This window comes from Ulvibacterium sp. (assembly GCF_965228935.1).
Lineage (GTDB): Bacteria > Bacteroidota > Bacteroidia > Flavobacteriales > Flavobacteriaceae > Ulvibacterium.
In genome coordinates, this window is sequence record NZ_OZ245846.1 from 3,221,994 (window position 1) to 3,234,133 (window position 12,140).

The following is a 12,140-nucleotide window of genomic DNA, read 5'->3' on the forward strand; positions in this document are numbered from 1 at the left end:
TTTATGTTCAAGGCTCCCTTTTTAGATTTTTAAAAATTTCGGAATAAGGTATCATCTTTACTACAGTTAACAAAATGGAATGGGTATTTATTTATCATCTTGATGCTCTTTTGATAGGTTTTTTAATATTATGATAATCTTTTGTTATTTTTAGCTATATAGGTCTGCATTTACCAAAACAGGTAATCGTAATTCCATGGGCCGATGGTGGACAACCCCGAGTCGTGCCTTAATAGGAAGTCAGGGAGCTTTGGATATTAGGCCTTCAATGTGTATAGATATAGATGGACATTTTTACTCATCTTGGTTTGGCAGGGACGTCCCCTTGACTTTGATATTGTCTGGAAACTTTTTTTATTCCCTAACTGTATTGCCATTTTGTTGCTTTCGTTTACCTTTAGGCTTGGCGTCCATTAAATCCTTGGCAAGCTCTCCTTGCAGGATGAGACCCCATATAATCGGAAATGATACCGGTAGAATAAGCGATGTAACATGAAGCGAAGAGAATTTGTTAAAAGCTCCTTGGCGGGTACTATGGCCATGGGTTTACCTGTACTACCTACCTTTTCGACAGTGGTGGCGGAGACGCGATTTGGTGTGGCAGACGCTTCCTATATGATGCGACGGTATCGAAATATGAAGAGTGAGGCCTATCCTCCGTTTGCTAATGCCCTGGAAATGATAGAGCATTGTAACTCCCTTGGTTTTGGGGGAATGCAGGTTGGTGTCGGTGGTTGGGACTCCGATTTTTCCAAGAAAGTCAAAAAGCGAAAAGAAGAACTGGACATTTTCTTGGAAGCCCAGATAAGGTTACCCAAAAATGAAGACGACTTAGATCGTTTTGACCGTGAGGTCCAAACAGCAAAGAAGACCGGTATCGATGTTTTCAGGACGGCTTGTTTATCCGGAAGGCGTTATGAGAGTTTTGACACTATGCAAGCCTTTCAAACCTTTAAGAAAGCCGCTATTAATTCCATACAATTGGCAGAGCCGGTAATGCACAGGTATAAAGTGAAACTTGCAGTGGAGAACCACAAAGACTGGCGTATCAATGAAATGGTTGCTATTTTAAAGAGGATCGATAGTGAATGGGTAGGGGTTACCTTGGATACTGGGAACAATATATCGCTTTTGGAAGACCCCATGGAGGTGGTGGAAGCTCTTGCGCCTTATGCTTTTTCCGTACATCTAAAGGATATGGCGGTAGAGGAATACGAAGATGGATTTTTATTGTCCGAGGTTAATCTTGGAACCGGCAGTCTGGATATCGATGCCATGATAATGACCATTAAAAAGCACCGACCCAATATTCGGTTCAATTTGGAGATGATTACCCGAGATCCCCTTAAAATCCCTTGCCTGACCGAAAAGTATTGGGCCACATTCGACCAAATATCCGCCCCGGAACTTGCGCTCTATCTACGTAAGATAAGAACAATGAAAACAAAGGAACAATTGCCCAGGATATCCAATAGGACAACGGACGAACAATTAGCCTTGGAGGTGGAAAACAATCGTACCTGTCTGGTCTATGCCAAACAAAATTTAGGATTTCAATAAAAACAGAAATACATGACCAAAACAACTTTACCTGGAATAAAACAATTTGATCTTACCGGAAAATGCGCCTTGATTACGGGTGGCTCCAAAGGACTGGGCTATGCCATGGCCGCTGGTCTGGCCTCGGCCGGGGCCAATATTTGTTTGTTGAACCGGAATTTGGAGGAAGGGGAGACGGCAGCCCAGCAATTGACCCAAGATTATGACATAAAGGCGAAGGCCTTTACCGCCAACGTAACCGACTTAGGGGCTGTGGAAGCTGTGGTAACTTCAATCGTTGATGAATTTGGGCGATTGGATATTTTGATCAACAGCGCGGGAATCAACATTCGTGGTGCTATAGACGAGCTTACTCCGGATGAGTTCGAACAGGTGATGAAGGTGAACGTTGATGGTACTTGGAACGCCTCCAGGGCAGTTACGCCCCAGATGAAAAAACAAGGCAGTGGACGTATCATCAATATGGCCAGTACGCTCGGCCTGGTCGGTTTGGCCAACCGTACGCCCTATGCCACCAGCAAGGGCGCCGTAGTACAAATGACACGTGCCTTGGGTCTGGAACTGGCCCCGTTCAATATTACGGTAAACGCCATTTGTCCTGGGCCCTTTTTAACGGAAATGAACATTCCCATTGCGGAGACGGCCGAAGCGAAAAACTTTATCGTCGGGGCCACGGCCTTGGCACGTTGGGGAGAACTTCGGGAAATTCAGGGAGCCGCACTTTTCTTGGCCAGCGATGCCGGTAGTTATGTGGTGGGATCCATGCTCACCGTGGATGGTGGATGGACTGCCAAATAAAGACACTGTGCCTTTCTTTTTTAACTAAAAGGACTTTTTGCGTTAAGCGGCATCCATATCATTGCCGATTTCCCAATAAAGTTTTATCTTAACTGCCTATCCGAAAAAATTACACAAAATAAATTCAGATATAATGAAAAACTCAGGAAAGAATCAAAATTCTACCGATCAGGAAAAAAAATCACGTAGGGACTTCGTAAAGAAAAGTGCTTTGTTCACGGGAGGCGCCATGTTGTTGCCCAACCTTCAAATGAATGCCATGGTAAATGTTCTAAATGACAAGAAACTCAAAATTGCCTTAGTAGGTTGTGGTGGTCGAGGAACGGGTGCCGCGGTACAGGCCTTAAATGCAGACGATAATGTGGAATTGGTAGCCATGGCCGATGCTTTCGAAGATCGCTTACAGAGCAGTTTCATGAACATCGCAAAGGCGTTGGGAGAAACAAAAAAGCTAAATGTTAACGAGAAGCACAAATTTGTTGGATTTGATGGGGCCAAAAAGGCAATGGATCTCGCCGATGTGGTGATTTTGGCAACGCCCCCTGGTTTCCGTCCGGAACATTTCGCCTATGCCATTGACAATGGCAAGCATGTGTTTATGGAAAAGCCGGTAGCGACCGATGTCCCTGGGGTTCGCAAAGTCTTGGCGTCCGCCAAGAAAGCCAAAGAAAATAAGCTGAACGTGGTAGTCGGATTGCAACGCCATTATCAGGACAATTATCTGGCCGCGATAGATCAGCTAAAAAAGGATGCCATAGGTAAAATCGTATCCGGTCAGGTGTATTGGAACAGTGGTGGCGTTTGGGTCAGGGAAAGAAAACCGGGGCAAACGGAATTGGAGTACCAAATGAGAAATTGGTACTATTTCAACTGGTTATGTGGCGATCATATTTTAGAACAACACATCCATAATATTGATGTAGCGAACTGGTTTATTGGGGAATACCCGATTTCTGCCCAGGGTATGGGAGGAAGACAGGTGCGTACAGGAAAAGATCATGGGGAAATCTATGACCATCATTTTGTGGAATTTACCTATCCTAGTGGAGCTGTCATAGCGAGCCAGTGCCGTCATCAACCCGAGACCATGAGCCGGGTCTCCGAATTTTTCCAAGGTACCAAGGGGACCGTTTCTACGGAAGGGGACAATACGAGCATCAAAGGGTGGGATGGAAGTACCATCTTTGAGCATAGGGGTAAGGATGACCCCAATCCGTATGAAGTAGAGCATGTAAAACTCTTTGAGTCCATACGAAACGGTGGAGTGATTGCAGATGGGGAAAACGGGGCTAAAAGTACCATGACGGCTATCATGGGAAGAATGGCAACCTATTCCGGAAAGGTCGTAAAATGGGACGATGCCATGGCCTCCAATCTCGTTTTGGTTCCAGAGAATCTATCCTGGGACTCTCCAGCACCGGTAAAACCTAACTCTGATGGATGGTATGAAATACCGACTCCCGGAAAGACTGTCGTAATTTAGAGGTATGAAGCGAAGAAGTATAGTAAAGACGAATATTTTCATGTCCCTGCTTTTGGCAGGGACACTCTTTTTGGCCTGTAAGGAAAAACCAACTGATACAGAAAAAGTTTCCAATGCTCGGCAACCTAACATTATCTACATTTTGGCCGATGACTTAGGTTATGCGGACATCGGCGCCTACGGACAGGAGAAAATAGAAACTCCAAATATCGATGCCCTGGCCCAAGAAGGGATGTTGTTTACGCAACACTATACGAGTGCCCCCGTTTGTGCCCCGGCACGATACATGTTAATGACCGGAAAACACGCCGGACACGCTTATATTCGGAGCAATTCCGAATGGGGGGAAAGAGGTGACGTTTGGAACTATATTGCCATGGCAAAGGACTCTACTTTGGAAGGCCAGGGACCCATGCCGGCAAATACGGTTACTTTGGCGCATCGCTTAAAGCAAGCCGGATATGCTACGGGCATGGTCGGCAAATGGGGACTCGGAGCTCCCCATACAGCGTCCATTCCCAATAAAATGGGATTCGATTTTTTTTACGGCTATAATTGTCAACGTCAAGCCCATACCTATTATCCCTTACATTTATACAAGAATACCGAACGGGTACATTTGGCCAATGATACCATTGCGCCGAATACCCCTTTTCCCGAAGGAGCGGATCCCATGGACATTGCAAGCTATGCCGATTTTACCCTAACGGACTATGCGCCCGATTTGATGTTTAAGGAGCTTACCCAATTTGTCGATGGCAATACGGATAAACCTTTCTTTTTATATTGGGCATCCCCGATACCGCATGTAGCGCTCCAGGCCCCGCAATCTTGGGTAGATTACTACATTGAAAAATTCGGGAAAGAGGAACCCTATCTATCGGGAGGGGAAAACCGTTACTTTTCACACAAAAACCCACACGCGGCCTATGCGGCCATGGTTTCTTACTTGGATGAAAATATAGGGAAATTGGTACAGCAATTAAAGGATGAAGGCATCTACGAGAATACCCTTATAATATTTACTTCCGACAATGGTCCCAGTTATGCGGGTGGTGCCGACCCGGAGCATTTTGATAGCGCCAAACCCTTTGATGGCACTTATGGAAGAGGGAAGGGATTTTTATATGAAGGTGGAATCAGAATACCCATGATTGCCGTTTGGCCGAAAAAAATAAAGGCCGGTAGTAGAAGCGATCATATTTCCGCACATTATGATATGGTGGCCACCTTGGCCGGGGTCGCCGGTTATGAAAAACCTCAAGATACGGATGGAATAAGTATGTTGCCCACTTTGTTGGGCGAAGGGACACAAGAGCCGCGCGAATTCCTATATTGGGAATTTCCCAGTTATGGAGGACAGGTCGCTCTTAGGATGGGCGATTGGAAAGTAATACGTCGTAACCTACTCAATAACGATGATCCTACCTTGGAGCTTTATGATTTAAAAAAAGATCCGACCGAAACAAAAAATGTGGCGGATGAACACCCGGAAGTGTTGAAAAAAGCCGCAGAAATCTATGCACGGGAACGGGAATCCCCAGAATTGGAACATTTTAAGATACCTATGGTGAAGAACGGGTTATTGACCCAAAAATAGCTTTACCTTTGTCGTTCCTTAATTTTTTATCTACAATGAAATTCATTCCAAAACTATTTTTTTTACTAGTGCTTGTCTTTAGTCTGGCCCAATGCAAAGAGGATAAGAAAAAAACGTCGGAAACCGGTTCATCTCCCAAAGTTGCGGAAAAATCCGAGCTTGTTTCAGACACCGCAAACATTCTGGTCAACAAACCTGATGACCTTAAAACCCCGGAAGGAATGGTTTGGATTCCAGGAGGCATCTTCACCCAAGGAGCCGTCCCGCAGGATAAAATGGCCATGGGTCACGAAAAGCCGGCCCACAAGGTAGCAGTAGATGGATTCTTTATGGATATCACGGAAGTGACCAATAGGGAATTTCGGAAATTTGTAGAGGAGACGGGATATATAACCGTTGCCGAACGCGAAATTGATTGGGAAGAAATGAAAAAGCAGTTACCTGAAGGTACGCCCAGGCCCCATGATAGCATTATGCAACCCGGATCTCTTACTTTCAAAAAAGCCAAAAGTTCGGTACCCAATCTATACGATTTTTCCCAATGGTGGCAATGGACCATAGGGGCCAATTGGAAGCACCCCAACGGGCCGGGCAGTACCATTAAGGGTAAGGACAACCATCCGGTAGTGCAAGTTGCCTATGAGGATGCCTTGGCCTACTGTGATTGGGCCGGAAGGCGCTTGCCCACCGAGGCCGAATGGGAACGGGCCGCAAGGGGCAATAAGGAAAGCACTATTTATTTTTGGGGCGATGACCTTTCCGTACTTTCCCAAATGGCAAATACTTGGGAGGGAGAATTTCCGGTGGACAATACCCGAACAGATGGTTTTGAGTTACGGGCACTAGTCAAATCCTATCCCCCCAATGATTTTAGCCTCTATGATATTGCAGGCAATGTTTGGGAGTGGACGAGCGATTGGTACAACACCAATTATTATGACCAGGTAGGTTCCAAGAATACAATCCTAAGGAATCCAATGGGAGCTGAGACCCCTTATAATGCAAGAGACCCTTATGCCCGGGAAAAAGTGATGAAAGGCGGCTCGTTTTTATGCAATGAATCGTACTGTGCCAGCTATCGCATATCTTCGCGAATGGCGACCAGTATGGATTCTTCGTTGGAGCATTTGGGTTTTAGAACGGTCGCTACCGCAGATATGTTACGGGCAAACGAAAACTGATCAAGAGAAGAACTATGGAATTTATTACGGATTTCGCTCCCGAATTGACCGTGAAGTCACCCGGGCGAATTAATCTTATCGGGGAACATACGGATTACAATCTGGGTTACGTGCTCCCTACCGCAATAGAAAACCAAATAACATTTAAGTTCCGAAGGAACGATTCGGTCAATACATGTAATTTGTATAGTCTTACCTATAATACCGGTTTTACTTTGGATCTGAACAAGATTTCAAGAAGCGAGGTGGAGTGGGAGAATTATATCCTAGGGGTTCTCAATGAGATTTCAAAGTTGACGGACGGGGTCAAAGGTTTTGACTGTACGGTGGAAAGCGATCTTCCTACGGGATCCGGCCTAAGTTCTTCGGCGGCTTTGGAATGTGGGCTGGCCTTTGGGTTAAATGAATTGTTCGATTTGGGACTTTCCAAAATGGATATGGTAAAATTATCCCAAATAGCGGAGCACACCTATGTGGGCACCCAATGTGGAATCATGGATCAATTTGCGTCGGTGATGAGCAAGGAAGGGCATGTAATCCTTTTGGATTGTAAGTCTTTGGAATACGATTATGTTCCCATGGATATCCGTCCGTATAAAATCATACTTCTCAATACCAAGGTTTCCCATAATTTAGCTTCGAGCGAGTACAACACCCGAAAGCAGGAATGTCAAAAAGGGGTGGATATCATAAGGAAAAGACATCCCCAAGTAAATTCCTTACGTGATGTTACCTTGGATATGTTGAAACCTTACAAAAGCGAAATGGGCGAGACCGTTTTTAATCGATGTTCTTTTATAATCGAGGAAAATGAACGTGTTCTCGCCATGACCGAAGCACTCAAGTCTGGTCGGTTAAAAGAGGCGGGAGACTTACTTTATGAAGCGCATGAGGGAATAAGCAAATTGTACGAGGTGAGCTGTCCGGAATCCGATTTTCTGGTCGATTTCTCCAAAGGTTATGACTCTGTTCTCGGAGCTCGACAAACTGGTGGCGGATTTGGAGGCTGTACCCTTAATCTAGTCCATGAAACGGGTATTGATGAATTTACGACCGCTGCCACCGAAGCCTACAAAAATGCCTTTTCCATTGATTTGGAGGCCTTTGAGGTCAGGCCTAGTGGGGGTACTTCCCTTGTACTTTGAATCCATAGGATGGTAAGGTTTTTCAGAAAGGAACATTAAAGTGTTTTAGAACACGCAAGGCCCGCAAAGTATTCCATCTGCTCGGTAAGCCTGCCTTTTCCATATCAAAATGGGTTTGTCCCGGATGTTTGGCCTGTAGGTTCCACGTTCCTGTTCTGTTTCTTTTTTTTAGGAGTACATCTATTCCCGACTGCATGCGTTCATCCCATGGTTCCCCTGCATATTGAAAATAGTCCATCGCCCGTAAGACATCATATTTCCATCTTCCTGGATAGGGTAGTTTTAAAAAATCCTTATGTATGATTTCCCCTGTTCTGTCCGAAAGATATAATCGATGCAACAGGACAAACTCCCTAGATTGTTCTACCGCCTTCCTCAACTCTTTAAGGCGATAGGTATAACCATTACGGTGATATTGGTTTATGCCCTCCAGAACGGAAAGTGTGGAATGTAACGAGCTATGTACGGCACCCGATCGGTTATAGCGGCAGTTGAAGCCACCGTCCGACATGTGTTGGGAAAGGATGAAGTCAATAATTGATTTTAAATGCTCCGCTTTGGTCTTAAAATAGCAGGCGTAATTGAGAAACATTCCGTTGATACATACATCGCTATTTTGAAGGGCTCCAGAGGGATTTATGCCGCCATCCGTTCCCTTTTGGGTAGCGGCTATCATAGCAACGGACTTTTGGATTTGCTCATTATCTGGGGAAATACCAAGGTTTCTTAAATCTAAAAGGGTATAATGGGAAGAGGTCCAATTGGGTTGATAGAACCCCTGTCCCCAATGACCGTCAGACCTTCGTTTGGACACAAATTCGGCTCCCCAGCCTTCCAATGCGATCCTGCTTCTTAAATCGGGACGCTCTATGGCAAGCAAATCCCTATAAACTTGGTATTGAATGGCCACATCACCTTTTAAAAGCCATTCCAGGATTGCCTTGTTCATCATAGAATTTTGGTTAGTGCAATTTAGGTTAAGTATCGATTCATACCTCCCATGATCGATCTAAGCTAGTTTACGTTTTTATCCTTTTGAATTTCTTCCTATGCTCCTTGTCCATTTTCTCCGTTGCATATTGGACAATTTTACGGCCACATAGATCTTTCCATTGCAGCAAAAAGTCCTCGATTTCTTCCGGATGCTTTTTCCATAACCCCCTGAGCAATGTACCGATTCCTTTTTGCACATATTCGGAATCGTCCAGCATCAATGGTTCAATTGTGGAAAGGGCTGCCGATGGTTCCAAATCCGCTTTAAGCAATTCGACCAATGTTACCGGAACGGCCCTTCTTTTCCACTCCGATTTGGAATTGGTCCATTGTTTCAGGTGATCAAAGGCAATGATATGGTCAATAAGAAAATTGGAAAGAACCAACATACATAGGACATCCGTAGTCGCCCAATTTGATATTCCCATTTCAAACCAGTTCCCGATCCTATCAAACGTCCTAGGCGTATAATTCTTCCGTTCGGAAGCTATAAATGCAATTGCAATTGATTTTTCCTCAAATTTTCCGGACCTCATGAATTCGTCACCTAGGTTTAGGTACTTTTCCAAGGACATATCGGCCTTCCATTTCTGCACCCAAATATCGCGCTGCCGTTCAAAAATTTTCGTTTCTATACCATATCCATCAAACCCTTCCTTGAAATACCGGGCATATTTTTTTGCGATTTCTGCATTCGAATTTTTTTTAAGAAAACTACGTATTTCGGCTATTTTTTCGTCCAACATTTCTGGTATCCATTTAAGTAAAACTTAAAGGTAGCGCTGTGTGGCATGTGTTTATATGATTAAAATCAGTTTAGATCTAAATGAATTTTACGCATAGAACATCTGGAATGATTTGGATCATTGTAACGGTTTTTTACCTCCATTTACTTTGTACAAAATTGGAATGATGTGGGGTATGCTTCTTTCAATACTTCTTTTTTTGTTGATTATCGGTCTGCTGTTTGTCCCCGTGGAATTATACATCGATACCACTACCAATGACTATTATTTCCGTTTAAGGGGATTGTTAAGGGCCGATTTGGAGACACATGAAAAGGAGCTTATACGGGTACGGCTAGATTTAATTTTTGGAAATGTTTATTTCTACCCTCTTAGAAAAATAGGACTATCCCAAAAAGGAAGGGCGAAAAAAGATACGGAAAGAAGGAAAGGGAAACGAATGGCAATTGGAAAGGTGATACGTCTCTTGAAAACCTTTACGATAAAAAAAATGGTGGTTGATGTGGATACAGGGGATTGTCTTTTAAACGCAAAATTATATCCTGCATTCGTCTTCTTGAACCATACCGCGGGGCAGTTTTCCATCAATTTTCAAGGAAGGAACCATTTCGTATTGAGCATTCAAAACAGGCCGTTGAATATTATTAAATCATTTATTAACCTTTAAAAGAATACAATTATGGAACTGCATTTTGAAGAATTATTAGGGAAGATTACGGATTTTATCAAATCCGAGGCAAAGACGGAGACCGTGGTCGGTGAACAATTTGAATTAGGGGTGTTTAAATGTGTACCCGTTATAAAAGTGGGCATGGGCTTTGGTTCCGGTGGCGGTGAAAGCACCGAATCCAAAACTGGGAAAGGACAGGGTGCCGGTGCCGGTGCCGGTGTAGGAATTGAGCCTATTGGTTTTTTGGTAAGTAAAGGAGAGGAAATTTCCTTTCTCGCTGCCGGAAAGACCCAGGGTCTTGCCGCCGTTTTTGAAAAAGTACCGGACCTGATCGAGAAAATTGCCCAAAACCGGAACAAGGAAGCTGCTGAGGTATAGATCCATTCGCATGTAAACGACAGAACCGGACAAACTTTTTCAAAAGAGAGGTCTTGCCCGGTTCATTTTGTCCTTACCATTAGGCCAATTGCCTCCTACATTTTTTGATAAGCTTCAGGGCCCAATCGTAGTGACTGGAAGTAGCTGAAATAAGGTAAGCTCCCAAAGATGTGGATCCGGTCCATGGATAATACTTTTTTTCAAAGAGTTCCTCTTCCGTATGCCTAGCAATAATCTCCTGTAAATCCTCAAAGGACCCTTCTAGGGACTCCTTTACTACCTTTAAGTCCACATTGCTATAGGTGTACTGTATTTTTCGGTTGAGTTCCGGCACGGTTTTCCAAGTGTAGCCCTTGCCGGGCATATCCGGTATTTTACCGGACATACCCACTTTGTACCATTCCAGCATCATTAAGTGCCAATGATGAAGGTGTGCCAGCACATCCCGAATATTTCGATTTAAATATTCCGGAGGAAATTCGTTTTCCAGTTCTTCCCTAGGTATGTATCTAATGAAATTCAATAGGTTCTTGTAGTTGGCCTTGCTCAATTCCAAAAGCTCCTTTTTGGTTCTGGGTCTTGGCATAACGGTTCATTTTAGGATGTAACGGTCAAAAGCACACGAAACTGTAATTCGGTTCTTCATTGGGAAACATAAAAATAGCTTCCAAAATAGTAGGGATAAATGATTTTTGTCATTGTTGTGCCTTGGCAATGGAAACTTTCCGACTTAGGAATAAAAAGGGTGGTAAGGCTATACGGTAGGCAAACACCGGATCCGCCGAAACTACTTAATGGAATTGAAATATTTTCGGATAAACTGACCAAAGTCATTTAAATTGTACTTCCTTCAAATTATTTTTGGGCATTAAACACGAATATTTCTAGATAGTTAAAAGGATAAGCAGGAATCGGTAGTGTTCCAAGGTTTTGTAAATGGCATATACGTTTCAGCGATGGAAGTATGTACGGTATTGCTACCTGCGTCCATGAACACTTACGATACTGCAATAAAGACCGGGATGCTTGCCGTACCCCGGTCTTTTGATGAATCCCCATTGGTTCCAAAATAGATTCTAAAGTTATAAGGGAAATGTAATGAAGGCGTATCCTAAGAATACAATGGAAGTTCATTGCTCTTTTTGTTCATCAATGTATGGTCTCGTTGCCCAGATTCCTATGGATTAGATTTGAAATACTGATTTTTATCATGATTTAAATCGAGCCATAGCTCTAGCTTTAGGGTAACTATAAATTTGATTTGTAATGACTATTGATGTTCAATTTATCCAAATGCCTACTAGTGAGGCCATGGAAGCATTGGTTTCCAAAAAGTTAAATACACTTGCCAGAAAATATGACTGGATTATCAGGGCCCAGGTCCAGTTTAAACAAGAAAAAGATCCTACCGGTAAAGGAAAGATTTGTGAAATGGAGCTCAGTGCCCCAGGCCCAAGGATTTTTGCAAAATCCGATGAAGATGACTTTGAAAAGGCGGCTGCTTCCACTATTAAGGAACTGGAAAAGCAATTGAGCAAGAGAAAATCCACTTTTCAAAAACATTAGGAAGTATGAACCGCATTTTT

The 12,140-nt window shown here is 43.6% G+C and carries 12 protein-coding genes; 9 read left to right on the forward strand and 3 right to left on the reverse strand.

What is annotated here, in order from left to right:
- Positions 1-492: 492 nt before the first annotated feature.
- From ACO06Y_RS13480 to galK, 6 genes are all read left to right on the forward strand, one after another.
- Positions 493-1,560 (forward strand): sugar phosphate isomerase/epimerase family protein, encoded by a 1,068-nt coding sequence (locus ACO06Y_RS13480; RefSeq protein ID WP_422079501.1) that lies wholly within the window; start codon positions 493-495, stop codon positions 1,558-1,560.
- Between the two features lie 12 nt (positions 1,561-1,572).
- Positions 1,573-2,358, forward strand: coding sequence for an SDR family NAD(P)-dependent oxidoreductase (locus tag ACO06Y_RS13485; protein WP_422079502.1), 786 nt, complete (start codon positions 1,573-1,575; stop codon positions 2,356-2,358).
- Between the two features lie 133 nt (positions 2,359-2,491).
- Positions 2,492-3,841 carry a Gfo/Idh/MocA family protein gene (locus ACO06Y_RS13490; RefSeq protein WP_422079503.1) on the forward strand — a complete coding sequence of 450 codons (1,350 nt, stop codon included), beginning with the start codon at positions 2,492-2,494 and terminating at the stop codon, positions 3,839-3,841.
- A gap of 4 nt (positions 3,842-3,845) precedes the next feature.
- Positions 3,846-5,441 carry an arylsulfatase gene (locus tag ACO06Y_RS13495; protein WP_422079504.1) on the forward strand — a complete coding sequence of 532 codons (1,596 nt, stop codon included), beginning with the start codon at positions 3,846-3,848 and terminating at the stop codon, positions 5,439-5,441.
- A 35-nt stretch (positions 5,442-5,476) separates the two neighbouring features.
- Positions 5,477-6,622, forward strand: a complete 1,146-nt coding sequence (locus ACO06Y_RS13500) for a formylglycine-generating enzyme family protein (RefSeq protein WP_422079505.1) — start codon at positions 5,477-5,479, stop codon at positions 6,620-6,622.
- Between the two features lie 14 nt (positions 6,623-6,636).
- The gene (galK, locus tag ACO06Y_RS13505; protein ID WP_422079506.1) at positions 6,637-7,767 is read left to right on the forward strand and encodes a galactokinase; all 1,131 of its coding nucleotides are present in this window, start codon (positions 6,637-6,639) and stop codon (positions 7,765-7,767) included.
- Positions 7,768-7,789: 22 nt separating this feature from the next.
- On the opposite strand, the gene ACO06Y_RS13510 is transcribed toward galK, so the two are convergent.
- The gene (locus tag ACO06Y_RS13510) at positions 7,790-8,719 is read right to left on the reverse strand and encodes a hypothetical protein (protein WP_422079507.1); all 930 of its coding nucleotides are present in this window, start codon (positions 8,717-8,719) and stop codon (positions 7,790-7,792) included.
- Between the two features lie 67 nt (positions 8,720-8,786).
- Complete coding sequence (locus ACO06Y_RS13515; protein WP_422079508.1) at positions 8,787-9,506, reverse strand: DNA alkylation repair protein; 720 nt, start codon at positions 9,504-9,506, stop codon at positions 8,787-8,789.
- Positions 9,507-9,681: 175 nt separating this feature from the next.
- Here ACO06Y_RS13515 and ACO06Y_RS13520 point away from each other — a divergent pair, with 175 nt between their 5' ends.
- Together ACO06Y_RS13520 and ACO06Y_RS13525 are read left to right on the forward strand one after the other, a co-directional pair.
- Entirely contained in the window at positions 9,682-10,173 is a 492-nt protein-coding gene (locus ACO06Y_RS13520) for a hypothetical protein (RefSeq protein ID WP_422079509.1), read from the forward strand.
- A 12-nt stretch (positions 10,174-10,185) separates the two neighbouring features.
- The gene (locus tag ACO06Y_RS13525) at positions 10,186-10,554 is read left to right on the forward strand and encodes a GerW family sporulation protein (RefSeq protein WP_422079510.1); all 369 of its coding nucleotides are present in this window, start codon (positions 10,186-10,188) and stop codon (positions 10,552-10,554) included.
- A 79-nt stretch (positions 10,555-10,633) separates the two neighbouring features.
- On the opposite strand, the gene ACO06Y_RS13530 is transcribed toward ACO06Y_RS13525, so the two are convergent.
- Positions 10,634-11,140, reverse strand: coding sequence for a ClbS/DfsB family four-helix bundle protein (locus tag ACO06Y_RS13530; RefSeq protein ID WP_422079511.1), 507 nt, complete (start codon positions 11,138-11,140; stop codon positions 10,634-10,636).
- A gap of 680 nt (positions 11,141-11,820) precedes the next feature.
- Between ACO06Y_RS13530 and hpf the strand changes: the two genes are divergently transcribed.
- Positions 11,821-12,120, forward strand: coding sequence for a ribosome hibernation-promoting factor, HPF/YfiA family (gene hpf / locus ACO06Y_RS13535; RefSeq protein WP_422079512.1), 300 nt, complete (start codon positions 11,821-11,823; stop codon positions 12,118-12,120).
- Positions 12,121-12,140 lie beyond the last annotated feature (20 nt).

Bases quoted from the DNA above. Each gene is read 5' to 3' on its own strand.
- galK (WP_422079506.1), top strand. From the start codon at position 6,637: ATGGAATTTATTACGGATTTCGCTCCCGAATTGACCGTGAAGTCACCC.
- ACO06Y_RS13515 (WP_422079508.1), bottom strand. From the start codon at position 9,506: ATGTTGGACGAAAAAATAGCCGAAATACGTAGTTTTCTTAAAAAAAAT.
- ACO06Y_RS13500 (WP_422079505.1), top strand. From the start codon at position 5,477: ATGAAATTCATTCCAAAACTATTTTTTTTACTAGTGCTTGTCTTTAGT.
- ACO06Y_RS13510 (WP_422079507.1), bottom strand. From the start codon at position 8,719: ATGATGAACAAGGCAATCCTGGAATGGCTTTTAAAAGGTGATGTGGCC.
- ACO06Y_RS13525 (WP_422079510.1), top strand. From the start codon at position 10,186: ATGGAACTGCATTTTGAAGAATTATTAGGGAAGATTACGGATTTTATC.
- ACO06Y_RS13495 (WP_422079504.1), top strand. From the start codon at position 3,846: ATGAAGCGAAGAAGTATAGTAAAGACGAATATTTTCATGTCCCTGCTT.
- ACO06Y_RS13480 (WP_422079501.1), top strand. From the start codon at position 493: ATGAAGCGAAGAGAATTTGTTAAAAGCTCCTTGGCGGGTACTATGGCC.
- hpf (WP_422079512.1), top strand. From the start codon at position 11,821: ATGACTATTGATGTTCAATTTATCCAAATGCCTACTAGTGAGGCCATG.
- ACO06Y_RS13530 (WP_422079511.1), bottom strand. From the start codon at position 11,140: ATGCCAAGACCCAGAACCAAAAAGGAGCTTTTGGAATTGAGCAAGGCC.
- ACO06Y_RS13490 (WP_422079503.1), top strand. From the start codon at position 2,492: ATGAAAAACTCAGGAAAGAATCAAAATTCTACCGATCAGGAAAAAAAA.
- ACO06Y_RS13485 (WP_422079502.1), top strand. From the start codon at position 1,573: ATGACCAAAACAACTTTACCTGGAATAAAACAATTTGATCTTACCGGA.
- ACO06Y_RS13520 (WP_422079509.1), top strand. From the start codon at position 9,682: ATGCTTCTTTCAATACTTCTTTTTTTGTTGATTATCGGTCTGCTGTTT.